The organism is Limnochordia bacterium, from assembly GCA_023230925.1.
GTDB lineage: Bacteria > Bacillota > Limnochordia > DUMW01 > DUMW01 > JALNWK01.
Genome location: JALNWK010000013.1, coordinates 24960 through 49325, shown reverse-complemented (window position 1 = coordinate 49325; position 24366 = coordinate 24960). Strand labels below are relative to the sequence as shown.

At 48.4% G+C, this 24366-nt stretch carries 27 protein-coding genes and 1 other annotated feature; of the genes, 4 read left to right on the top strand and 23 right to left on the bottom strand.

Going from position 1 to position 24366, the window contains the following annotated elements; all coding sequences use genetic code 11:
* Positions 1-3 precede the first annotated feature (3 nt).
* The 5 genes from M0Q40_04575 to M0Q40_04555 all read right to left on the bottom strand — a co-directional run bounded on the left by M0Q40_04575 (position 4) and on the right by M0Q40_04555 (position 4076).
* Positions 4-198: a hypothetical protein gene (locus M0Q40_04575; protein MCK9221887.1), complete on the bottom strand. Its 195-nt coding sequence runs from the start codon at positions 196-198 to the stop codon at positions 4-6.
* Complete coding sequence (locus M0Q40_04570; protein MCK9221886.1) at positions 191-1582, bottom strand: replicative DNA helicase; 1392 nt, start codon at positions 1580-1582, stop codon at positions 191-193. Before M0Q40_04570 ends, M0Q40_04575 begins: the two co-directional genes overlap by 8 nt.
* Positions 1575-2399 carry a DnaD domain protein gene (locus M0Q40_04565; protein MCK9221885.1) on the bottom strand — a complete coding sequence of 275 codons (825 nt, stop codon included), beginning with the start codon at positions 2397-2399 and terminating at the stop codon, positions 1575-1577. Before M0Q40_04565 ends, M0Q40_04570 begins: the two co-directional genes overlap by 8 nt.
* 277 nt (positions 2400-2676) lie before the next feature.
* Positions 2677-2961, bottom strand: coding sequence for a hypothetical protein (locus tag M0Q40_04560; GenBank protein MCK9221884.1), 285 nt, complete (start codon positions 2959-2961; stop codon positions 2677-2679).
* Between the two features lie 23 nt (positions 2962-2984).
* Positions 2985-4076 carry a D-alanine--D-alanine ligase gene (locus tag M0Q40_04555; GenBank protein MCK9221883.1) on the bottom strand — a complete coding sequence of 364 codons (1092 nt, stop codon included), beginning with the start codon at positions 4074-4076 and terminating at the stop codon, positions 2985-2987.
* Positions 4077-4469: 393 nt separating this feature from the next.
* Here M0Q40_04555 and M0Q40_04550 point away from each other — a divergent pair, with 393 nt between their 5' ends.
* Positions 4470-5732 carry an amino acid permease gene (locus tag M0Q40_04550; GenBank protein MCK9221882.1) on the top strand — a complete coding sequence of 421 codons (1263 nt, stop codon included), beginning with the start codon at positions 4470-4472 and terminating at the stop codon, positions 5730-5732.
* On the opposite strand, the gene aroE is transcribed toward M0Q40_04550, so the two are convergent.
* The 10 genes from aroE to M0Q40_04500 form a co-directional block, all read right to left on the bottom strand.
* Entirely contained in the window at positions 5679-6575 is an 897-nt protein-coding gene (aroE, locus tag M0Q40_04545) for a shikimate dehydrogenase (GenBank protein MCK9221881.1), read from the bottom strand. The two genes, M0Q40_04550 and aroE, sit on opposite strands and share 54 nt — an antisense overlap.
* 11 nt (positions 6576-6586) lie before the next feature.
* On the bottom strand, positions 6587-7036 hold the full coding sequence (gene rplI, locus M0Q40_04540) for a 50S ribosomal protein L9 (GenBank protein MCK9221880.1): 450 nt from the start codon (positions 7034-7036) through the stop codon (positions 6587-6589).
* Between the two features lie 51 nt (positions 7037-7087).
* The gene (locus tag M0Q40_04535) at positions 7088-8014 is read right to left on the bottom strand and encodes a YybS family protein (protein ID MCK9221879.1); all 927 of its coding nucleotides are present in this window, start codon (positions 8012-8014) and stop codon (positions 7088-7090) included.
* A gap of 6 nt (positions 8015-8020) precedes the next feature.
* Complete coding sequence (locus M0Q40_04530) at positions 8021-8332, bottom strand: MazG-like family protein (protein ID MCK9221878.1); 312 nt, start codon at positions 8330-8332, stop codon at positions 8021-8023.
* Positions 8333-8419: 87 nt separating this feature from the next.
* Positions 8420-8653, bottom strand: coding sequence for a 30S ribosomal protein S18 (gene rpsR / locus M0Q40_04525; protein ID MCK9221877.1), 234 nt, complete (start codon positions 8651-8653; stop codon positions 8420-8422).
* Positions 8654-8680: 27 nt separating this feature from the next.
* Positions 8681-9064, bottom strand: coding sequence for a single-stranded DNA-binding protein (ssb, locus tag M0Q40_04520; GenBank protein MCK9221876.1), 384 nt, complete (start codon positions 9062-9064; stop codon positions 8681-8683).
* Positions 9065-9082: 18 nt separating this feature from the next.
* Positions 9083-9370, bottom strand: coding sequence for a 30S ribosomal protein S6 (gene rpsF, locus M0Q40_04515; protein MCK9221875.1), 288 nt, complete (start codon positions 9368-9370; stop codon positions 9083-9085).
* A gap of 652 nt (positions 9371-10022) precedes the next feature.
* Complete coding sequence (locus tag M0Q40_04510) at positions 10023-11669, bottom strand: hypothetical protein (GenBank protein MCK9221874.1); 1647 nt, start codon at positions 11667-11669, stop codon at positions 10023-10025.
* A complete protein-coding gene (locus tag M0Q40_04505) occupies positions 11662-13128 on the bottom strand; it encodes a hypothetical protein (GenBank protein MCK9221873.1) in 1467 nt (488 codons plus the stop codon). Before M0Q40_04505 ends, M0Q40_04510 begins: the two co-directional genes overlap by 8 nt.
* Positions 13129-13189: 61 nt before the next feature.
* Positions 13190-13843 (bottom strand): hypothetical protein, encoded by a 654-nt coding sequence (locus M0Q40_04500; protein ID MCK9221872.1) that lies wholly within the window; start codon positions 13841-13843, stop codon positions 13190-13192.
* Between the two features lie 598 nt (positions 13844-14441).
* On the opposite strand from M0Q40_04500, the gene M0Q40_04495 reads away from it, so the two are divergent.
* Positions 14442-15017 carry a hypothetical protein gene (locus tag M0Q40_04495; GenBank protein MCK9221871.1) on the top strand — a complete coding sequence of 192 codons (576 nt, stop codon included), beginning with the start codon at positions 14442-14444 and terminating at the stop codon, positions 15015-15017.
* Positions 15018-15586: 569 nt separating this feature from the next.
* Here the strand turns inward: M0Q40_04495 and M0Q40_04490 are convergent.
* The gene (locus tag M0Q40_04490) at positions 15587-15784 is read right to left on the bottom strand and encodes a DUF951 domain-containing protein (GenBank protein ID MCK9221870.1); all 198 of its coding nucleotides are present in this window, start codon (positions 15782-15784) and stop codon (positions 15587-15589) included.
* A gap of 211 nt (positions 15785-15995) precedes the next feature.
* On the opposite strand from M0Q40_04490, the gene M0Q40_04485 reads away from it, so the two are divergent.
* Entirely contained in the window at positions 15996-16937 is a 942-nt protein-coding gene (locus M0Q40_04485) for a peptidylprolyl isomerase (GenBank protein ID MCK9221869.1), read from the top strand.
* Between the two features lie 25 nt (positions 16938-16962).
* Here the strand turns inward: M0Q40_04485 and pheA are convergent, their stop codons facing one another.
* From pheA to M0Q40_04465, 4 genes are all read right to left on the bottom strand, one after another.
* A complete protein-coding gene (gene pheA / locus M0Q40_04480) occupies positions 16963-17817 on the bottom strand; it encodes a prephenate dehydratase (GenBank protein ID MCK9221868.1) in 855 nt (284 codons plus the stop codon).
* An 11-nt stretch (positions 17818-17828) separates the two neighbouring features.
* A complete protein-coding gene (gene aroF, locus M0Q40_04475) occupies positions 17829-18638 on the bottom strand; it encodes a 3-deoxy-7-phosphoheptulonate synthase (GenBank protein MCK9221867.1) in 810 nt (269 codons plus the stop codon).
* A 40-nt stretch (positions 18639-18678) separates the two neighbouring features.
* Positions 18679-18965 (bottom strand) — a binding site (T-box leader).
* Positions 18966-19347: 382 nt separating this feature from the next.
* The gene (locus M0Q40_04470) at positions 19348-20703 is read right to left on the bottom strand and encodes a VanW family protein (GenBank protein MCK9221866.1); all 1356 of its coding nucleotides are present in this window, start codon (positions 20701-20703) and stop codon (positions 19348-19350) included.
* 60 nt (positions 20704-20763) lie between these two features.
* A complete protein-coding gene (locus tag M0Q40_04465; GenBank protein ID MCK9221865.1) occupies positions 20764-21816 on the bottom strand; it encodes a hypothetical protein in 1053 nt (350 codons plus the stop codon).
* 152 nt (positions 21817-21968) lie between these two features.
* On the opposite strand from M0Q40_04465, the gene yyaC reads away from it, so the two are divergent.
* Complete coding sequence (yyaC, locus tag M0Q40_04460; protein MCK9221864.1) at positions 21969-22607, top strand: spore protease YyaC; 639 nt, start codon at positions 21969-21971, stop codon at positions 22605-22607.
* Positions 22608-22669: 62 nt separating this feature from the next.
* Here the strand turns inward: yyaC and M0Q40_04455 are convergent, their stop codons facing one another.
* The 3 genes from M0Q40_04455 to M0Q40_04445 are packed head-to-tail and all read right to left on the bottom strand — an operon-like array spanning position 22670 to position 24328.
* On the bottom strand, positions 22670-22912 hold the full coding sequence (locus M0Q40_04455) for a YkuS family protein (protein ID MCK9221863.1): 243 nt from the start codon (positions 22910-22912) through the stop codon (positions 22670-22672).
* Positions 22913-22958: 46 nt separating this feature from the next.
* Complete coding sequence (locus M0Q40_04450; GenBank protein MCK9221862.1) at positions 22959-23381, bottom strand: polymer-forming cytoskeletal protein; 423 nt, start codon at positions 23379-23381, stop codon at positions 22959-22961.
* Positions 23382-23398: 17 nt separating this feature from the next.
* The gene (locus M0Q40_04445; GenBank protein ID MCK9221861.1) at positions 23399-24328 is read right to left on the bottom strand and encodes a M23 family metallopeptidase; all 930 of its coding nucleotides are present in this window, start codon (positions 24326-24328) and stop codon (positions 23399-23401) included.
* Positions 24329-24366: the final 38 nt, after the last annotated feature.

Below are 24366 nucleotides of genomic sequence, written 5' to 3'. Positions count from 1 at the left end.
ACCTTAGTCCTTAGCCAAACGGCGATAGGGATCTAGTTTTTCCTGCAGCTCACTAATACTGTATTCACCAATGTGCTCGATAATGTCCACAATCTCTTGAAACTCTTTTTCGGTAATCTTACCCTGCTGACATAATTCATCGTAGGCCATCACAAACTGTAGCTTCAGTCGATCGCTTTCAGCGTCAATGTCAGGCACCAAGGTCAGCCTCCTCTCGGTAGGTCTCGTCAATGAACCGAGTATATTCCGGTACCCAGCGGAGTACCGCTTTACCGGTCTGTCCCTTACGCTGTTTGGCGAAGATCACTTCTACTTGACCCACCGTCCCATCGGCTGCCGCCTTCTCGGGATAATAGTAGTCGTCTCGGTACAAAAACATAATCACGTCGGCAAATTCCTCAATGTTACCACTGTCTCGGAGATCAGACATACGGGGTCTTTTGTTATCCCGACTTTCCACTCCCCGGTTAAGCTGGGAGAGGAGTATAATCGGTAAATCCAATTCTCCGGCAAGATCCCTTAGTTCTCGAACAATGTCTCCTACCTGCAGTGCCCAGTTCTTACTGGCATCCCCCGTGGGCCGGATCAACTGTAAGTAGTCAATAATAACCAGTCCCAAGTCCTTCTGCTCCGCTTTAACCTTCCGGGCTTTAGCCCGAATCTCGGCAACGCTTAGTCCTCGGGTATCGACGATCTTAATTGGCAGATCATAAAGTTCATTGAACACCTCTTCGGTAACTGCCAGTTTTTCATCGTCAAGACGGGTGGCATAATCAAAGGAGGTCACTTCCCTGCCTTGACCCCGGTATCGAAACAGCTCACTAATGACTATTCGGTCGCCAATCTGCTCATCATCCATCTCCAAGCTGAAGATCAAAACAGGCACATCGCGCTTGGCCACATTCATGGCAAAGTTGAGTGCTAGAGCAGTCTTACCCATACTGGGCCGGGCGGCGAGAATGATCAGGTCTTTTCTCTTAAACCCGGTAGTCAAAGCATCAATCGATGGGTAGCGAACTGGCAGTCCATAGGAAACCTTGCCCTCCCGCCGTTCAATGAGGTTCCGATAACACTTAGTCAGGACATCGAGCAGGTCTTTGGTATCGTCTTCTTCTCCTTCGTTTTGACACGCCTGGAAGATTATTTCCTGGGCCCTTGCCTGGCAAGCGCTCAGGCTTTCTTCTGTATCAAGCCGTACCATTTCCTCGATCTTCGCTACAGCAGAGAGAATGCGCCGGCGGGCCGCCTTATCAATTATGGACTCAATACTGGGAATCAGCTCTGCCTTACTAACAAAAGACTCCGTCAACTGGAGCAGGACCTTATCTATATCCTCTAGGGTCTCATTCTTCCGTAACCGGTTATACACTTGGGTGTAGGAGATTTGACCACTCGCGTTATACAAGTCATAGATCGCTCTGTAAATTTTGCGATGTCTAATGTCGTAGAAATGTTCTTCCCTTAGTCGGTCAATACAATGATCAACTCGCTCGGGATGACGAATCAATATACCCAATACCCGTTGTTCCGCCTCTAGATCGTAGGGCACAAATAGAGTCTCCTTGCCTGGTGCGTTACTCATCTGGGTACAACTCCTTCCAGAGCTTCAGCCGGTTCTCATCCACTACGTTATAAGCTGTGGCATTGGGCCAACCCTCGTAGTTTTCCGGTTTTGCATTCTTCGGTTCTATTCCAGCCAACGCCCGGACCTTAACCTTTTTTTTGATCATATCGTCCACGGTCCGTATTCCGTCGTTACTCCAATTGCGCAAGATCCCCTCTAAGTATTCGAACCGGGGGGTCTTTGCTGATAGAGCCGTCTCTTCGATGGCTAGCGCAATTACATCAACACTCATATGTTTACTCTCGATCCAGTTTTCGAGTTTTTGGTACTGCGTTGGACCAATAAGGCCAATGCGGTTTGCATAAAGTTCCAAAACAGAGTCAAGATCTGGATTTACCTCCGCAGAAACCAGAGCCTGTTCCTCAGTGGTAGCATCCCCCGAAAGGTCTACTCCTTCCAAAGCGGTGCTAGCGGCTATTTGATCCCAAAAGCTCTCTTGGTAGTCCTCTGGGGACTGTTCTGCCACGTCCTGTTGCTGGTGGGGCATCTTACCGGGCTCCTTTAGGACCCAACCTGCTTTAACCGCCTGAATTAGACCGACGTTTTCAAGCCTTTCTAAGATGTTGTCTACAGAACGTCCGTCTAAATCCATCTGGCCCATGAGGTAGTCCCTTGCGGTAATCTTTTGATCTGTTTCTATTAGCACCCGCAGATTAAGCCAAGCAGCCACAGCCAAAGGACCGATCAAAGGTTGGCATTCCGTAAAAAGGGCCACGGGAACCAAAATGCTACTAGTTGTCTTCCGCTCAAAACATATGTCTTGTTCATTGCCCATCCAACCCACCCCCAATCTAGTTTGACGACTGCGACTGATACAGAGCAATCATCTTGTTTAACCCTGTCCTACTGTGGCATGCGTAAATTTGTGGATGGTTATCAATGGCGGTTTCCGCCGAACAAAAAAGCCCACAAGCAGACGAGCCTTCCGACCATGCGTGGGCTTTTCACGTTTTGTTCTCCTAGTACAAATTTACATTCTGCGCTCAAGTATAGAAATCCTGCACACAGATCAAAACCCCAAAGTCGCAAAAAGAAAGGTAATATTACAATCTTTACATCGAAGAACAGCCCGACCGGGAACGTTGGTGTGGCTTCCCTAGGCTGCTTCCTCTGATCCTCGTACATAGTAGCATCCCTAAGGAAGATAGCAGGATCACAGACCAAATTGCTCCGATAATCAAATGATGTCCTCTACTTACGTAAATCTGGTTCATTGCTACATCAACAGGGCCGTAAGCCGGTATTGCCAGATGATAAAAGTCTGTGTAGTAGACATAGGTCCACCAAAGAAGCCGCACCGATGCAATCATCGTACTTAACTGCCACAGGCGCTTCACCGGAACCACCTCCCTTTGATGGTCTAGAGTGTCCGCTTCAACTGCTTCCCTTTGCCATACCTGTCTAAGCCTAGTTTGAGCAGTAGATGAATTAGTTCAGGGTAGCTAATTCCGGTAGCTTCCCACAGTTTCGGATACATACTGATCGAGGTAAACCCAGGTAGGGTATTGATTTCATTAATATAGACCTGATCTTTGCAGACGAAAAAGTCCACCCGAGCCATCCCTGCACAATCGATGGCTTTAAACGCTTCCACCGCAAGGGTTTGGACTTTTGTGGCTACCGCTTCGGGAAGGTTCGCAGGGATTACTAGCTCTGTAGTGTTCTCCAGGTATTTTGCCTCGTAATCGTAGAAGGAGCGTTTAGGAATAATCTCTCCGCAAACAGAGGCTTTAGGATCCTCATTTCCCAGTACAGCACATTCAATTTCCTGGCAACCAATAGCTGCCTTTTCAATGATCACCTTGTTGTCAAACATAGCCGCATATTCCAAGGCTGCCGCAAGATCACCGGGCTTATCAACCCGACTAATTCCAACGCTAGAGCCTAAGTTAGCTGGCTTAACAAAGCAGGGATAACCAAAACTGTCCGCCACCTGTTGCTCAATGTCTTCCGCAGAAATATCTTTGACCACAAGATAGGGAAGAATCGGCAACCCCCATGACTTAAAGACTGCTTTCATCAAGTCTTTGTCCATTCCCACTGCCGATGCCGCAACTCCTGCTCCCACATAGGGTATACCCGCGACTTCCAAAAGGCCCTGGATGGTCCCGTCCTCACCGAAGGGTCCATGCAAAACCGGAAAGACTATGTTAATCCGAGTTGCCCGATCCGTAGGACATCCTCCACTAATCAGCCATAGGAATTTGCCTGGTTGACCCGGCAGAAATGAACAGCCAGAGCACCCTTCCGGCAGTTTCTGTGTCTTACCACTAAGATAATCAAGTACCCCATCACCAATGTACCATTTACCACTTTTACTTATACCTATTTCGATTGGGATGTATTTTCTTCTATCGATGGCCTGTAGAATCGATGCGGCCGAACGAAGGGATACCTCATGCTCTCCTGAAACTCCCCCAAAGAGCACACCGACTAGCAGCTTCTTCCTCAAATGGATTACCTCCTTTTTCGTAGACTCGCTGCATTTTATCTTTATGCGGCGGGTGTTATTGTAGAACGAAATACCGCAAGGCCGACAATTTCTCTTATTGAAGCAACGATGCTTCTGTCTTCCAAGGGAAGCAGAGAATTGTCGGCCTTGTCACGGAGACGGAGGCAATACAAGCGGTCTGTCGCCAAACCAGCAGGCTTTCTTGATAAGTGACACCATCTCCGTGTAAATAGCTTCCCCCTAGCAAACAACATTATGCACCTTTTTGGACCTCCTGTGGACTAAAATTACAGGGGTCATAGAAAGCAGGAATCCTTGGCTAGATGGCTTCTGTTTTCTAGAACCTACGCATAGGTTTATCTTAGACCTCCCATGGAAAGGAATTATCTGTACATGAATTCCTCATTGAAAAAAACGTTAGGTTTGGGTGATGCTCTTGCCTTAGGCATTGGCACAATGATTGGAGCCGGCATTTTTATGCTTACCGGCATTGTTGCCTCTCTAACGGGTCCTGGGGCGATCTATGCCTATGCCGTCGCCGGGGCTATTATTATGTGTACCGCGTTATCCTTTGCTGAACTTGCGACTGCCATGCCATCTGCTGGGGGACCATACACATTTGTTAAGCATGCCTTTTCCCCCTTCTGGGGCTTTGTTGCCGGCTGGTCGCTCTGGATTGGTCAATCCCTAGGTTGTGCGTTCTACATCATCGGCTTCTCCCAATACACAGCCTATTTTCTACCCTGGTTACCTTGGAAGCTGGTTGCCTTTGGGTTCCTCATCACCATGATCAGTATCCATATCCGCGGTAGCAAAGAGAGTACCCAGTTGCAGAGCGCATCGGTTTTGATTCTGCTTGGCATTTTGCTAGTATACCTGGTGCTCGGTATCCGTGAAGTAGACAACAATCTACATGAGCCTCTTTTCCCCTACGGTCTTAGTGCACTAGCCCGTTCGGCTGCCTTCATTATCATCTCGTTTCTGGGGTTTGAATCAATCAGTACCGCAGCCGAGGAGATCAAAAATCCAAGGATAGTTGTTCCCCTTGCTACTATTCTATCTGTGGTGATAGTTACCCTTCTTTATATGGGAGTTGCCTATACGGCAACAGGGATTGTGTCCTATCGAGAGCTGGGCCTGACCACAACCCCAATTGCCGATACAGCACGGGTGTTTATGGGACCCATTGGTAGTAAATTGATCGGCTTTGGCTGCCTATTGGCCACACTCTCCTCGGCTAATGCCGGGGTGTTGGCAGCTAGCCGGATAAGTTTTGCCATGAGCAGAGACGGGGTCTTGCCGGGCTTTCTACAAAAAACCCATACCCTATACAACACCCCCACCGCAGCCATCTATACCACCGGAGTGATCATCGCCATTGCCCTCATCCGGGGAAATATTCATTGGCTCACCGAAGCATCGAGCTTCCTACATTTATACCCCTTTATTCTGGTCAATCTAGCCTTACTGCAGCTACGCTTATTTCCAGACTACCGTCCCGCCTTTAAGGTCCCCTTCGGCCCTGTGATACCCCTAATTGGCGCCGCTTCCTGCTTAGGCCTCATCTTGCAGATTGACCGACAGGATGTCCTCCTTGGAGTCTTACTCATCTGCTTGGGATTTTTTGCTTACTTTGCCAGAAACACAAGAGCTTAACTTGCGTCTAAGGACCTGATCCATTAGGGGTACTGGCGCCTTAACTCCGGTCCAAGCTTCAAAGGCTATTGCCCCTTGCCCCACCAACATACCAAGGCCATCTAGGGTTTTGCATCCCGCCTGTTCGGCCAGACTTAGCAATTTCGTTTTCAATGGATTATAGACTATATCACACACTAACGCGTCCTGAGGTAGCAATGAAGCATCCCCAATGATACTCTCTTCACAGCAGGGATACATACCGCAGGATGTCGCATGGACAATCAACTGACTGGATCGTAATCGTTCTGCAAATAACTCATCATGCAAACCAATACAATCGATAAAAACACCGGAGGGTTTCAGTGTCTCGACCAACTGAAGTGCCCGGCCCAGGGAACGGTTCACGATGGTAAGCCGCCTTGGCTGCCTTTGGGTAAGGCCAAAGGCAATGGCCCGGGCAGCTCCACCGGCACCGATGACCATAACATTCATTCCTTCTACACGGCCTACCCCATCTAGTGCACCGAGGAATCCCTGGGCATCGGTATTGTCTCCAACCAACACTCCATCACGGTTTATGATCGTGTTCACCGCGCCTATCGAAGTAGCATCATTGGTGAGCTCATCACAATAGTCCATTACGGCCACTTTATGCGGAACGGTAACATTTAGCCCAACAAGGTTCAATGCTCGCACCGCGGCCATTGCCGTAGCCAGATCGGCAGCATGCACCTGAAAGGGTAAGTAGACGAAGTCTAACCCCTTATGCGCAAAGGCTGTATTGTGCATTAACGGCGATAGACTATGTGCAACTGGGTCTCCGATTACCCCTGTTACCCTAGTTGTACCAGCAATGTGCATAGGACCGCCGCCTACTCTTCAGCTACCACATGTACCGTAATTGACCCGCTTACGTTGGGAACCGGTGCATAGCTGACCTCGATGGTCCCAAGTTGCTTAATCGCTTCTTTTAACTGTAATTTTCTTTTATCAATCTCGACATTATGTGTTTCCTTGACGGCATCAGCAATATCCTGGGCAGTAATAGATCCGAAGAGTCTGCCCCCTTCGCCGGCCTTTGCTTTTACCACAACTGCTTCTTTCTGCAATTTTTCTACTAATTTGGCAGCCTTGGCCTCTTCCTGTTCCCTTGTGCGGGCTTGTTGTTTTTGCTCCGTGGCAAGGGCCCGCAGCGCTGAGTCATCCGCCGGAACTGCTAGTTCCCTAGGAAAAAGATAGTTGCGAGCATAGCCATCTTTAACCTTGACTACTTCACCGGCTACACCCAATTTTTTTACGTCTTGTTTGAGAATGACTTTCATAGTTGATGTTTCCTCCCCTAAGGATTATGGGATTATTCTTCGTACTCGTTTTCAGGCGCTTTGCTGATCCTTTTTGCGAAAATCAAACCAGACATCTAGTATAGCTGCCCAGGTAATCAACAGATAAACAAGGGGGTTTAGGAAGAGCAAGAAAATCACAATCACGCGCCAAATCGTTGGCACTCGGTATTTATCCAGATAAAACCAAAGAAGGGCTAGCCCGTAGATAAAAGCAATAGTCATGAGCACCAACCGAAGATTCAACATTACTGTAAAAGACCAGTGTCCCTCTGGATAGCGCACAAACAAATCGGCCACCTGTGTAATAATGATCACCACGCCCAAAGGTCTTGGCATGCGCCATTCCTTAAAGGGCGAACAAGCCCTTATCTCCATCCCTAAGCGTCGAAAGACCACTATACTGAGACCGTAATTAATCGTCACGGTCATACCCACTCCAACAAGCAACACGGCTGGCAAGATCTTTTTCATCATCTCCGCGAAGGCATCCACTTGCTCTACGGGTAGACCTAATTTGGTATTGAGGCGTTCCATGATGGCAACAGATTCATTGAGCATTGTACCGAATTCTTCCATAAGGCTAATATCAAGGACATAGAAGGAAATGGCGATCAGAAGCAGGTTGGCGACTAGAGCCGCCCCAATGCCCAGGATCAAGGTTACTGGCGGGCTAAAGGACTCACGAATTGCTTCCCCTAAAGCAATCCCCACCACGCCAATCTGAAACAGTATGACAATCACCAGCATTGGATCGAACATACCTATAATTATTGATGCCACGACAGTTGTCGCGATCCCAGTCCGCAGACCATGACGAACAACTAGGATAATCAATGGTAAAGGGATGACAACCACAAGATAGGGAATCAGAAAGAAGGCGAGAAGTGATAAGACCACCATAACAGCACCAAGCATCGCTGCTTCGGTCAGTGCCGTGGTAGACATTTTTCGGTTCAATCCATCTCACCTCTTGTTATTAAGTCGATACTGCTGCAGCTCCGAAAAGTCCCCATACCAATCCTCTATTTCATGCTGGCTCTCGGCATAGGACTTCAGCTTACTATCCACCCTGGCATCCAATCGGGAGAAACTGATTCCCAATCTTCGACCTAGGCCATAGATACAGATAACCAGACGGGATAGGGAATCACTAATAACGTCCTCGTTACTTTGCACCATCCCTCTAAAGAGCGCGGCTACACCACTTAAGAGTTCTGATTTGAGAACCTCTATGCTCCGAAGATTCCGTGCAATATTAATCTCAGGCTTTTGCATGGTCATCTTCCTCCAAATCAGGGATGATGGATTCCTTCTGAAAAAGAGCACAGGGGGAGCTTCATACGGCTCCCCTCTATTCACATGCTAATCTACACTATAGGGCAATAGTGCTACTTGCCGCGACCTCTTAATAGCAGTGGTCAACTGTCGTTGATGTCTCGCACAGTTTCCCGAGATACGTCTTGGTAGAATCTTGCCCCGATCGGTAACAAATCGTCGCAACCGGTTTACATCTTTGTAATCTACTTGTTCTATCTTGTCGGCGCAGAAAACACAGACCTTTTTCCGCATCTTCCGGCCGCCTTTACGCGCTGCCATGGTCAATACCCCCTATCATTCGGCAGTTTAGAACGGGAGATCGTCCATTTCTTCCTCTGCTGGACCGCTGTATTCGTCTCTTTCTGCCTTATTCGGCCAGTCAAGGAATCGAACCTCATCGGCAACAACTTCGGAAACCCTGCGCTTAGAACCATCGTTGGCTTCGTAAGAACGGATCTGTAAACGCCCTTGTAACGCTACAAGCCGTCCTTTTTGCAAGTTATTCGCACAATTCTCCGCTAGCTTACGCCAAGTAACAATATCGATAAAATCGACTTCTCTCTCTCCTGCTTGGTTCATGAAGGGTCGTTCTACCGCAAGCGAAAAATTGGCAACCGCGATACCATTAGTTGTATATCTAAGCTCGGGGTCTTGGGCTAATCTCCCAACCAATACAATTCTGTTTAGCATACCTGCACTTCCTTTCGACTAGCTATCTTGGCGCACAAGCAGGTACCTTAACACTTCATTGGTGATTTTCATAACACGTCTTAGCTCTTCGATGGTTTCTTTCTCAGCACGGAATTTGGTTACCACGTAAAACCCTTCGTGCAGCTCATCGATCTCATAGGCTAAGCGTCGTTTACCCCACCGTTCAACACTTTCGATCTCGCCACCGGCTTGGGTAATAATCCCGCTAAACCGCTCAATCAAAGCGTTGGTGGCTTCCTCTTCTAAGGTGGGGTTAAGAACGTACATCACCTCATAGGAGCGCATTAAGCTCCACCTCCTCCCTATGGACATAGATGGCTCCGGCATTAACGGAGCAGGGATTGCCAATCAATTATATCATTGCAGTTATCGGTTGGCAAGGTCATCGTTGGTGATGTTTCCTAGCGTTCAGTAAGGTATTCATTGGCTTGAGAAATCGGCCACGGCCGAGGACAACTGGTATTTCCACCTAGGTGAGGTTTCATTACTCCATAGACCAAATACCTGCGGGGGCAGCCAGTTGCTGGCTGGTATCTTCCGGTATCGTTAATCGTGATAGCTTGTATATCCGGATTAGGTCCTCTGAACACAAAGAATTCACCACAAAAGATGCATTCCTTGGCTTTACTTGTTGCCAAAGATAACCCGTTGGATTGGAGCCACCTTCTTGAGGGAGTATTGACTAGACTCTGCGGTAGGTATTCTGTAGATTTGGCAGAAGCAGATTCCCGTTTGTACTGCGAAATCTTTTTAAAGGATGGGGAGGAACCATTGGATCCGCTTAGCAGTATTCCAAGATACATCCAAAAAATTGCCTCCCCAGGCCATAGGTCTTACCCAATTTCTAGCCCACCGATACTGCCTGGGAGGTTCTAACCCATTAACTAGTTAATGGGTCAGACTTCACCTTCCTGTTCGATGCGCCACATCCCAAGAGTCAAAAACTGCAGCCCACTGTAACATAGGCTGTATCCAAATCTAGTCCTTCATGGTCAGTCATCGCGTAACTATAGCCAATTCCAAAAAGGAGTGAGCCTAGTTTAACATCAACACCGGCCTTCGCCGCATAGTAGTCAAACTCAGTAACCGTTGTATTGAAGCTTACCTTTCCGCTGCCCCCACCCAGCCCCAAGTATGCGTCTGCTACGCTGGAGGGCGATGTTTGAAGGACTAGTCCCCAATCAAACATTTCAACTTTTGTTAGGTCCTTCTGGGCGTTAGCCTTTGTGCAATAAACGCCTATGTTTGGAGTGAAGTTGAGCTGTCCCTCAAGCCCCATTCGAATCGGGAAGGTCTCATAGCCCTTATCTGCAAGATAGTCATTCAGACCCGGTGAGTAGTAGGTGTTTAGGCGTAACTTGAGGGTACTAGTCTCAAGGCTCTTTGCTTGCTCCATGGCAGTCTGGGTACTCTGAGTAAACCTATTGACATACTCCTCCATTAGATTCGCCTCCGGCATCGGGGTACCAACAATGTGCGGCATAATAATGATTAGCAATTCCGTATCCTGGGTGGTCTTAGATTTTTGTGGTGGGATAACACCGGTACTCTCCTGTTCAACATTCTTAGTCAAGCCACCGATGACAAAGGCGGAATTGTTATCAACAATAACTGTGCCATTGGCCAACCGTGAGAGGATTTCTGGAATATCCGATGTCAGGTTTTGAGCTAAATCCTGGGCGACTACTTCGTAACTGAGCCTAATCTCGTCCTTCGATGTGATTCGCTCTACACCTAGGGTAAGGTAAGTATTGACCTTCAAGTTCTCGATTGTGTAACCCGAGTTAACTTGGGTTTTGACTAGTTGTCTGACTTCTCTGCCGATGGAGATTGTTGACTCGCTGCCCTCAGGAACCACAATACTTGTTGTGGCCTTGAGCAACGCTTTCCCCTCTGCCTGCAAAATGTGTAGTAAAGACGCGATGGTAAGTGAGTCTGAGAAACCAATAGTCACTCCTCCGGGACCTCCTAGTGTTATCTCGTTACCAGAGGGAAGACCACCAACTATTCGGCCTAGACCGAGTTGTGCCTTTGCTTCGGCTGTCACCTCGGCAATGATCACCTTTCCTTCTACTTGCCGAATCGGTTGATCTATCGCCGAAATATCGGCAAGGATAAAACTCATTTGGTTCTGCCAAGCCCGAACCGTCAGGACGCCATTTTTAGCGCTAAGATACATCTCGTAATGGGACAGTAAAGATATGACCTCTTCTGCATCAAGGTAGTCCACATGTACGACCTTAGTATCGGCATACTTTTGAAAGGTTGGGTTATTAGGTTCCGTGGAACCAACAACATACAGGCCCTCCTCGAGCTTTTTGAACCCAAAACCTCCTTTCATACATAACACCTCAATGGCCCGATCTACTGTAACGTCGGTTAACGAGAGCGTTACATATCCTTGGATATAATCGTCAACTAGGATAACTACATCAGCCTCATAGGCCAAGTCCTGTAAAGCATTACGAATGTCGCTACTGAAAACGTCTAAGCAGATCAAGTTATCTGTAGCGGCTAAGACTACTATCCCGTTAAGCAGAAAAACCAAGACTGTCATGGCTACGGCCATAGATTTCCTATTCATTTGTTGTCCCCCCAGAAGACCAGATTCGTGCATCTATTAGCTTCACATCTACCGATATTGTTTTGCCGGTCTTGGCAACTATGAAGACATTCCCTTCCCCTTGAACTTTTTCCACGTCCCTTGGGACTCGTGCAGCGATAGCAATGGTCTTGGTGCGACCAGGCGGGATCACACATGCCTCAGTCGAAACTCTAAGCCATTCGACATTGGTAACGAGTAAGACTTCCATCGACTCGACAAGATCTAGGTTCTCCAGTACAACTGTCTCCACATGAAAGCCTCCTGGTACCATGACATACTGAAGCAGCTCCTTGTCCACGTCTAAAGTCAGGATATCCCTTTGCTGCCGAGCAATATCCTCCGTAACCGTAAATCCTTGCTGTCCCAGGGCGATACGTCTGTATTTGGCCCCCTGCTCACCGTACTCGAATTTGACCTCAAGGGCATATTCACCCGCGGCTAGTGGCCGGTGTACTGAACCGGTGAAATCCCTCAGTCCCCCCGGAAAGATGCTGCCTTGCCCTTTAATATTGCTTCCCACCGGTGTAAGTAGGAACCGATCCAGCAAGCGGCGATGCGTACGGCCTGATTCATCCTTGTATTCCTCGTAGACAAAGGCTTCTCCCTGGGCTACAATCATTTTCCGTGCTGAGGTTTGCAGTGTGGCCATAATCCTAATTGACTGTTCCTCCATTTTTAGCTCAGCTAGGAAATCAGCCAGTCCTAAGCAATACATTCCCTGGTCTTCCTCGGACATGGCTGTATACGCTTCTTGGTCCAGACGATAACCTATATCGGCAAGGATACTACTAAGTTCTGTCGCGATAGCTGTAATCTCCTGGAAGTCCCGTAGGTAATTAATCATTCTTTGGTAAAGCTCCACCTTCACCGGATCAGGCTCCAAAATTGTAAGTTGGTCCACAGTACTATATACATTGAAGGCCGCTTCTGGCCCGGGTATGGTGATACGTAGTAAGGCTCCAACCCGACTTTTGGACATGGTTGTTAGCGCCCCTTGCCCTGCTACGCTATACTCGGTTGGCTCAGCAAATACCATCGCATAGTACACACCGGGGAGGACACCATAAGGGACATTTACCTGTACGTTAATACTGGCCTCCTGGCCCGCTTCTACCATAACCTCGCCGCTAAATCCCAGATTAAGAAACCGGACCCAATCAACCGCTGAATTATCCATCTTATATCCTGCATCTAAATAGTATTGCTGGCCACTACGGTCCAGCCCTACACTGTTTGACTCAATCTTATATGTTTGCGTGCGTTGGGTGTTATTCACGAGAGTAAGCTTGTATTCTTTACTTGCCCCAGGACTTAGATCCTCTCGATACTCCGCCGGAACAATACCAAAGGTGTTCACGAGGCTATATTGCTGCTGTGCATGTCCGACTACTCCGCTGAGGATAATAGTTAGAACCAGGAATAAAGTGAATCTGCGCATAGACATCCCCTCCCCACTTGCCATGACAGGGAAGAAATCTTCCCTGTCATGTATGCCATATCTAGTCTAGGCTGGGTGCATAAACGAATGTTAAGTAGCACTCGTATATGCCGGCGTCAGCCGACTGCCACCATCTTTTGGTGTTGAACGGGTACGGATTTTGGCCAGTTGCCGTTGCATCGGGACCATCTACATGTACAAACGCCGCAACATTGATCTCTCCATTATGGGGCACGGGATCTTCCCACTCAAGGAATCCCTCAAAATTCTCTACTTGAAAGCCGTTTGCCCCTAGTTTACCCGCCCACGCATTGTAGTCTTTCTGTACTTCATTAACCCGTACCATGACCAACCACCAGGTATCCAATCGATCATACCGACCTTCACCAGCCCGGCTGCCCTGTTGTAGCCGCGCAAAGACGGGTGAGTTATCACCGGCGGCATTGTTGCCAAGAATAGTAACACTTACCGGTGTATTCGCGTAGGCAGCATTACGCCAGTTGGTATGAAACCCAATATACCCCCAGGCGAATCCTGGTCCATAGAGTTGATACTCCCCGTAACCATACCCGTTAACGGGGCTCTCCGCAGCCATAATGTATGGCATAACCTCAACCGCGAAATCCCACCTTTGAGTTACCTCCTCGGCGCTAGCTATGACAGTCACACCCAAGACTAAAGCTAAGCCAATGAGGAAAAGTAATGTTCTTTTCATCTTCGGATCACCTCATATGCCTTTTGTGTATGGCGGCTTGATCAGGCAATGTCGTTGACCTCCTTCCATCCCGGGACTATCAGCAGCAGCCATTCTACTACAAGATATGCTTTCGCCAGGAGTGGGTATTCATGGAAACCCCCCGAAATATGAAATCTGTCAAAGTGTTTTGAGGTTGTTATTCTGGATCAGTTGACGTTTGCTGATTTGATGCTACTTACACGGACCTCGACTCTTTCACTGGCGGTCAAGCCAATCGTAAGCCCGGCTTATCGGCGGCCGTAGCCTCATTGATTGCAGTACCTTTACGGCTTTGTCTGTGCGGTACGATCCTTTAGTAGATCGGGGTTGATGCTTGTGTAACCGCTTCCCGGGTTAACTAATTTATCAATGTAGTTTTTGACAAGTCGTTAACCCAGCATCTATTGGCTTACCCGAGAACCCAAAAGGAATCGGTGGCTCGATCTCGAACTATTGTCAAGAGAGAAGGGGTTAGTGTCTGGCCCAAAACCTGGACTACGCGGCCGGAACAGACACCTCAAGAAAACCTTCTAGCACGCTATATTGAATGCGAACCGTAGGTAGACGGGAGGAAAAAATGATTTCCAAGCGCACTAAGGTGAAACCCTATCATATGGACAGAATACCCGCATTGTTAGCCAAGGAGTTCGGAACAATAGCCAGAGGCGAAGAGACTAGATACGTTTTCTGTCTGTTTCCCATGGAAAGCAACCTACTGAAACTGCATAGAGAGGAACCAAGACGTAATGACCAGCGTACCTTAGAAGCCGTTCAAATGTCTTTGATCAAAGTCAATGGCTACTTAAAGGACATAGACTACGACTTTAGTCAGGTCGAGAACGAGTTCAACTTGGCGCTAAGCCATGGTCTTTGCATGAGTTTTGACCCTTTTACTAACCAAGAGATCTACCAAGCTATTGCGGCCAAGCAGTTGCAGGGTGCGCGGATGAAGGAGTACTTTGCAACACCGATCAAGTGTTTACTGCGAATCATGGAATCTGTCAAGTTCTGGAACGAGACCCTTGGAGCTAAGGGCTACTTCACTTTTTGCGAAAACACACTAGGACACCATATCCCATCCGATAGCAAGATGGAATTTGGAATAGAGGCCCCGCAAGTCATTGTAGACAGACTTGGTCTAGATAAGCTATGAATCTACCTTTGCGATTAGTAGTCGTAACAGTCCATCAGGAAGCCTACACACCTGAGTTCTGTTAACCAACGCCTCGGGCACCTAGCACTTGAAGCCGAAGATGATATCGTATCGGTAACCAAAATCACTGGGTTTCCTTAAAGTACCCCGGACAAGCTCGATGTTATCCTCATGATTGTTAGCATGTGATCTAAATTGACACTGAGGCTTCGGTTATGCATCTATGCTACTGGAACTTTTTGTTAAGCGGTAGTGACTTGCTAGTTCTTGCTCCGAAGCTAGCAACTAGAACGACACAGATAAATCCTTCCCGCAAAGGTCTTGATTCACTAACACGATTGGGGAGCATGAGTGATCGGCACTAGCATCTTCTCAAGCTGGGTTGGTACCAAACCGCGATACAGGTGGACCATGCTTGGACAAACTCGCTTCAATGCGCGTTATGATCGGTCTTTCGCTGTCATCGAAGCAATCTCTCTGGTAAGTAGTTGGTGGAGGTCATCAAAATTGGTAAAGGCAGGGAAGGTGACTACAGCTAGGGCTTAACGAAACGCCGGGATAGTATAAGACTATGCTTCTTCGTCATAGCTGCTACTGATTACTTTTTTGACCATGCCTTCGAACTTGCGCCGGGGTAACATAATAACTCGATTACAGCCTAAACACCTAATGCGAAAATCAATACCCGTGCGCATAATCTCCCAATGGAAACTTCCACAGGGATGCATCTTACGTGCTTGAATCACATCACCCACAGAAAACTGCATGTCCGTCCCCTTTCTCGGTGTAGTGATTATATAATAGCAGCGCTTGGTATTATTGGCAATCCTGGAACTGATACCACCCAAAAAGCAAGTCTTCCTCTTGAGTCAGTATGTTTTTGTTGAAAACACAAGGAGTTTGCCCATCTAGGGCGAATCAGATGTGTATGGTTGATCCTAGACCATGCAAATCTTAGACAAAGGGGTTGTTTGTGATTTGGGTAAGCTTTATGTGAATAGGAAGTTCCGATTCCCAATTGTGTTGCTAGGAACGTTGCTTGTGATGTTTGCACTGTTTCTGGCAAACGGAAATAGCTTGCACTCACTGGCAGGTGTCGAGCCGGTGGTTCTTACGGTAAACGATGAGGCAATTACCCAAGAGGAGTTTTATGCCCGACTAGAAGAGGAATATGGTACAACGGTACTGGAGCAGCTGGTAATGGAGCGACTGATCAGCCAGGCAGGTGCCACGGACGGCTTTGTACCTAGTGAAGCCTCCATTACACAACGCTTAGATGAAATCAAGTCCCAGTATCCCTCAGAGGAGAGTTTCCTACAGACCCTAGCACACTTTAACATTTCAATGGAGCGTCTCCGTCAAGACATCACGTTGACCTTGACATTAGAACACTTGGCCACCAAAGGCATCGAATTAGCCGAGGGCGCTGTTGCGGACTTCTACGAGGCCCATAAATATGATTTGGGACAACCTGAAATGGTCGAGGCCCATCATATTGTCGTAGACGATAAGCAAGAAGCTGAACAGATTCTAAAAGAGCTCAAAGCCGGTGCGGACTTTGCTGAGATGGCAAAGAAGAAATCCACTGACTATATGACCGTACAAACGGGCGGAGCATTAGGTTGGGTAACCAAAGGACAGCTTCCCGAAGCCTTTGAGGCAGCGGCCTTTGCCCTGAAAGAAGGAGAACTTTCCCAGGTGGTGGAAACCTATCTTGGCTATCATGTGATTAAGGTTACTGGACGAAAAGAGGCAACACCCGCGCAACTGGACGATGCCTTAACCGCGATGATCGAACAACAGCTGAAGCTAGAACAAGCGGATATCGGCGCCCTACTTGCGGAGATGGAGCAGCAAGCAAACATTACTGTAAACTGGAACAGATATAAGTATCTGGAGAAGATAGCAGTCACGAACTGATCTCTCATCGCGGCAAAGGTCTTGCCTAAAGCACGACCTTTGCCGTACTCCTCCATGGCTGTCTGGGGTAGGAACCTAACATTTTCAAGAAACTGGTTTTTACCGTCAATTCATTTAGAATCCTTTCTGTTAAGGGGTTCTGTCGATGTCCCTCAAAATCAATGAAAAACAGATACTCCCCCAAAAACCGTTTCGACGGTCGGCTCTCGATTTTGGTAAGGTTGATACCATACCGGGCGAAGGGTTCAATGATACTATGCAGTGCCCCGGGCCGATTTGCCTGGGGAGAGACAACTATAGATGTCTTGTCTGTTCCTGTGATGGCATGGTCATTTCGGGAGATTACCAAGAACCTTGTCTGGTTTTCTGCGTTATCGGACATATTATCCTTTAAGACTCTAAGGCCGTACATTTGCCCTGCAGCCCTTGTCCCCAAGGCAGCACAACCTATGGTGTTTGCTAAGGCCACTTCCTTAGCTGCTTGAGAAGTTGAGGAGGCCGCCTTAAGGGTAACCCCAGGATAGAGACGTTTAACCGTCTCTCGACACTGGGCCAAGGCCTGGGGATGGGAAATAATCTCGGTAACGGTTACGGCGTGATCATATCCGAGCAGACAGTGATCGATACCAAGAATGAGTTCATTGTGGATCTGAACATCCGCAGAAACAAGCAGATCTAGATTCACGCTAATGGATCCCTCAAGCGAATTCTCAATTGGAACGATGCCAAAGTCTACTGCACCCTCACTGACCAGCTCGAAAATCTCATCAAAGTCAGCACAAGCTAGTTGTCGACATTGGATCGACCATGCTTTTGCGAAGTTGAAGGCCGCTTCCTGAGAAAAAGTGCCTGGAGGCCCTAGGTATGCCAGTGTATACACAGTACTCCCCCCTAAACTTCTGTCATCTTCCGAACAGTCCTAACAAGCTCCCGGAAAACCTGGGGTGATAAAGCTTGTTGTCCATCACATAATGCTTCCTCGGGTCGATCGTGAACTTCGATCAGCAAACCATCGGCACCGGCAGCTATCGCCGCTCGAGCCAAATGGGGTACCAGTTCAGGAATACCGGCGGCATGACTCGGATCCGCGATCACAGGAAAGGTGCTCTGCATTTTGGCCAGGCAGATAGCACTGATATCAAAGGTGTTACGGGTCTGAGAGGTGAAGGTGCGGATCCCCCGCTCACATAGGATAATTTGATTATTACCTCCCGCTGCGATGTAATCAGCGGCGGCTAGCCACTCCTCAACCGTAGCTGCATAGCCCCTTTTTAGTAGTACTGGTTTTGTTGTACGTCCGACCTCCAGAAGCAATGGGTAGTTGTGCATATTGCGGGAGCCAATCTGTAGAATATCCGTAAATCGTCCAACAAGTTCAACATCCACCGGAGAGATAACTTCCGTAATCACTGGAAGCCCTAGGATTCCACCCGTGTCCCGTAAATACTCAAGTCCTTCCAAGCCTAATCCCTGGAAGCTGGAGATGCTCGTACGGGGCTTGTATGCACCACCACGCAACACATCGGCCCCGGCATCGGCGACCGCCCTCCCAATACGAAGCATCTGCTCCTTGCTCTCCACGGCACAGGGTCCTGCCATAATAACCGGACGTCCTCCACCAATAATCGTATGTCCCACGTAAACAGGTATAGTTCTGTTCTGCTTCATCGGGCTGGTTTGCGACTGGATATCTGGGTTCATTGTATACTCCTCCTTCTTGGGAACAAAAAAATCCCGTCCCTATAGGGACGGGATCTACTTCCCGCGGTACCACCCAAATTAGCTGTAAAGAAGATACAGCTCACCTTAGGACAAAGTACCTCTCCTTGTCTTAATTAGACAATAAGACCGATACTTGCTTTCTTTTAACGGCGAAAGCTCCGGCCGCACCTACTAGAAATCTGGTTTCATTCAGTGGGCAACTCCGGAGAGAACTTCGGAAAGGCATCCTTCGCCGGGCTTCCACCAATCCCCGACTCTCTGGCATGAAGAACAACCCCTCGTACTTTTCTCCTTCATCATCTTTACATGCTATAGGGTTTTATTAGCTCATATTATAACCTAACAGTTGCATTCCCGCAATAGGTAGCGTTCTGGGTAATTTCAACTCCACTGTAACCCCCACAACTAACACCGTTCGGTTATTTTCCCAAGGGCCTAGTTTGATCCACCCTTTCCATAGCTGTGACGAAACAACTAACCGTGCCTTCCTGGTATCTGCAACTATCTTATCGGTGTAACACGCACACAATCATGTTAACAGCTATATACTAAATAGGGTAGTAGGCCAAAAAGGAGGGCAAGGATATGATCAGATTACTAAAGATCATCGTGGATCCCTTGCTAAAATGGCGCAAGAAAACAATGATTCTGATCTATAAACCAAAAGGCTACCATGATTAGATCGTATCTACTCAGCCTCGGGAACTTGGATGATGCGGGGACGGGCTTGGTAAATCGTTCGATTAACAAAGGTCCGGGTGTGCTCTAGTCCCCTCTCATCTCTCTGGATCTTCCAAACAGATACAACAAATCCCCGGGCACCTGGTTTTTCGATCACCTGCTGACCAGGAGATAACTCTGCTTTGGATACATATACCGTAGACGGGGCCAGTTCGTGTTCAAATTGGGTGAAAAGTTCATGGATAAATCCAGGCCTTTGTCCATAAATATCAATGGTGAGGGTCCCTTCCTCTGCCTTGGCCTTTATGAGAACACAGTGGTCGAGATCATTTTGAAATTTAAGGTCAGTTACATTATCAACCACAGTTGCGTCTTGGCCAAGGGGCATGTAAGTCACAGGAATGGAATGGGGAAAACGCTCCACAATGGAAAGACCCGCCAAGACAACAGCAGCATAGAGGGTGCTCGAAACTTGACAGACGCCACCACCAATATCTGGTTTCATCTCACCATCAACAATCACCGGCGCATTCCGATATCCCCGGGCTGAAACCCTGGACCCAATACGGCTATTGAACGAAAAGGTCTCTTTCCGGTGCAAAATGGCACCATCAAGGGAACAGGCCGCTAAAGCTACATTATGGGAGCGGTCAACGTCTTTGGTATTGTAATGTGTGGTATAAGAGGCTAGTAGGGCGTTGATCTGGCAGTTCTCTGCTTCTTCAGTCGTAAGCCTCGGTTCAAGTGAGACGATTGGTAAAGTAACGGTGTTTTGAGCCGAACCCAAAACCGCATTCTTGATCAAGAGCGTAGCTCGATCCGCGTCCAGAGCGCGCCCCCGAACCGAAGGAATAATGGTAATTGAACCATCGGGATTCACATGGAAGCTGGCATCTTGAGGAGGAATGTATAGTCGTCCGGCAAGCTCCTGAACAAGTGTCCCAAAGCGTTCTCCTTGGACTTTGAGGATCCAAGGAATGCTTATTCCTTCATGGCCCGCCTTAATCCTTTGACTGACTTGATCCTTTAAGGAGCCCCGCCGCCCAATACCGTAGGCGTAGGCTGTCATGGCATCCACATCCACCACAAAGCCAAGCTGTTCCGGTGTTAGCTCCCACGACAAACCCCCAGGTCCAATCAATTGGATGGGGAGTAACGATGGTTGGACATCTTCGAGGAGTAATGCCGCCTGGGTGATAGACAACCCGCCCAATTGCACACAGTCGACGCTTACACCGGGGAAAATGACTCCCTCGTCCCAACATCCTGTGACATACCCAATACCCATGCCCACAATGGCGCAAAACCCGATCAGCAAAGATATGAAGATGATCCGGTTACGATTCATCACCATGACCCACATATGCTCACCCCAGGTCGACCTTGTATATTCAAGTTCCCCGCAGGATCTGGATTTCCCTGCCTATTTTCGAGACAACTTCCTGAATAGGCCGCTGACAAGACTAAAGGCAAGCAAGACCAGCCCCGCATATCCATACAGGGGATAGGCTGCTTTGACCAAATCGCCGAACCCAAAGGAGCCTATGCCAAGACCAACTACAAGACTTAAGGATACAGCCCTCCGATACGGGCACAGGTAACCATCAAAACGACACGCAATGGCATGTGTATTCGCGGCCGCGGTTGTTAGCATAGCTAGCCACAAAACTATGGAAAAGCCCACAGTCCATAGGGGCCCATACCCTTCCATGATGGCAAGTAGGGGAATCTCTAGATGGAGCACTTCGGTTCTAAAGCTAAGTAAAGTAAACAACAAGGCCCCGAGGACAACACCAAGCAGTGATCCCCCCAATACAGCCGCGGACATGGCCTGGACTTCGTCTTTAATCGCACGGCCGAAGGACGTAATCACACCGGCTCCTAAGCAGATATTGTAGACCACGTAGATGATCGCCGAGCTCCACCAGTACGCGGGATAACCCATATCCTTGATTATCGGGTGATGGATATCCACTTGGCCCCCCTGGATCCAGACGTTAATCGCTAGAAGCACCGGGATGAGACAAAGGGGAGGTACCAAGAACCCGCTGGCAGATAACAACCCCGATGTTTCCCTCCGGAGGATTAACGCCACAAGTCCAGCCATAGAAAACGAACCCATCCATTCAGGCAGGTGGAGCTGCTGTTGAAAGAGGCTGCCACTTCCGGCAAACATCACCCCGACACTGACAACAAGCATGGTGATCATCCAAAAATCAAGGGCTTTTCCCATTACCGTGCCACCTAGATGGGGCAATACCTCCAGATAAGAATGACTTCCTGAGCGGTAACTAAGCAGGAAAAGACATCCGCCCAAACAGGTAAATCCAATCATCGCAAGGAACGCCCCAGCAAATCCCCAGGTTCCGAACCTTCCGAAAAAATGTAAGACCTCCCTTCCCGAGGCAAACCCCGCGCCAATAATAGCCCCGGTAAAGGTCGCAGCCAGTTTAAAGGTCTCCCGCCTCTTTCCCAAGATTCTCCCTCCTGTGGTAAGTATATGGCCAGTTTGGCCACATTACCACTCCATGTATAAAGAAGACCCCGTCTTCATATACTCTTATCGATGTGTTATTGGAGCATCTTCCGAGGGTAGGTGAGTTGACATTGGAAGGCCCCATAGACAAGTTGAAGAAGGTATTGGGTCTCTCTGCTCCTAACCGGGTCGCAGTAGATGATCCCAACGCCACCATTAAGCTAGCCTCTACACTCATAGACCATCTCCAAGAGGTGTTTGTCCCCAAGCGACCAATCACCCTGTTTTGTATAGGGACCGATCGTTCAACTGGAGATTGCTTAGGCCCTTTGGTGGGAACGGGGTTTGAAAGACTCAACCTGCCAGGAGTCACAGTCTATGGAACTTTAGACGCCCCGGTGCATGCTGGTAATCTAGATGAGATATTGCAGGAGCTTCCTGCGGATGAGCAAGAAGCAATTATTGCAGTTGATGCCTGCCTAGGTAAAGCCGACAACGTGGGTACTATCAGTGTCCGTCCCGGTCCCCTATCCCCCGGAACCGGAGTAAATAAGAGACTACCACAGGTAGGTCATCTTCATATAGTCGGTGTGGTTAATGTCGGAGGTTTCATGGAGTACTTCGTTTTACAGAATACTCGCCTAAACCTAGTGGTAAGGCTTTCAGAGCTAGTGATTGCAGGGCTTCGGCTGGCCTTATTGCAGCATTTTCACCTTTACTCACCGGCAATCAATGAACAGGACTTTGGGCTGTTACCATTTCAAGACCCGCGGGATAAAGCAATCTACTGACCACAAGGAGGTATTAACTGACAAAACCAAAGCCCTGGCTAAGTACCAAGGCTCAGTAAGCTTTAAGGAATACGTCGCTGTATTTCGGCCAGGACCTCTTCGGCTGTCCTCCCGGCGGCGGAAATAACCGGTGCCCCAACAACACGATCCTGGATCTGCATCAGATTTTCGTCCATGCCACTGATTACCACGGCCTGCACATCTGAGGACATCCGATCAACACTGACAATGTCAAATCCCCGTTCCTGCAACACGGCTTTGACATTACCCAGATTTTCTTCCACGGCTATAGTCTTTTTCGTCAATAGACCCACCTCCTGTTTTGCTTAGTCTATCGCAAAACAGATGGGTTTATGCAGTGGAACTGGATGCCACACCTTCGCCCTTTGGATGTTTGCTCGGATGCTTACCAGAACGAACTTGCCCATTGTCCTCGGTTAGCATATCGCACTGTCCTTTAAACACCGCACCCTCATCAATAACAAGGGTGCGCATGGCAGCCGTGCCCTCGAGGTATCCACCTGATAGAATCTCCAACCTCTGTTCAAGTTCTACTTCGCCTTGGACCTTCCCTGCAATAATGGCGTTTTTCGCCTTGATACCACCAAGGACAACACCTGTTGGGCCAATACTTACATCCCCGGTGCTTTCAATGTCACCTTGGATACTACCTTCAACCCGCAGTCCCCCAACTTCCAACTTGCCTTCCAGACGGGTATTCTTTCCGATTACCGTCTCTATTGCTTTTCCTGCATCTGAACTTTTTCGAAACATTATGCCTGCTCCTTATCTTATGGTAAGTAAGGATAGGGGTTCGTTGGCTTTCCATATTGTCGCACTTCGTAATGCAAGTGGGGACCAGTACTGACCCCTGTACTGCCCACCGCGGCAATAATATCCCCTTTATTTACTACTTGTCCCTTACGAACAAAGATTTGTTGGTTATGAGCATACAGGGTCGTCACGCCCGAACCGTGATCTATTATTACCGTGAGCCCATATCCCCCATGGTCCCTAGCTAGAGTAACTGTTCCCGTGGCGGTTGCACGAACTTTGGTACCCGCAGGGGCTGCAATATCAATCCCATCGTGGAACTGCTGCTTGTCACTGATAGGATGAGGACGCCATCCGTAGGTAGAACTAATCCGTCCAAGAACCGGCCATAAGGAAGGTGTTCGCTCCAAAAGCTCTCGGTACGATTTTGCTTCCTCCACCAATCCTACTAGACTGGCCTCTCGGAAAGACAATTGCTCTTGAATCCAATCGATATTATCGGAAATCCAGTCATTCAGATCCACGCGGTATCCAATACCGCCACCGATATTTGCGGTATTGTCCCAATCCGGAAAAGTATAGCCCTTAGTCAGGATGGCTTCTGGAGATATTGTACCTGTCTCCTCGAGAATACCGATAACTTCCTCACTTAGGCCCTCAAGAAGAGCCAATTGGGCTCTAAAGGAATCGGTCTTTGAAGCATAAAGCTCCAACCGGATCCTCTGCTCATCAATTTGGTACAAAGCCTGTTGGTATTGTTTTTCTTTGTCGTTAAGACTAGCAAGAAGACAATCTATGTAGGACCGACTCGTAATGTGGGAGTAGAATAGGCAACCAAAGGCAATCATAAACAATACTATGCCCACGATCACACTAGATACCACCCACGGACTGACACGTATCTTCTTGATGGTCCCCTGGTCCGACGGAAGAAACATGATCGTCATGGAATCGCGACTTCTCCGTTTCCTCCTGTGCCCACGTT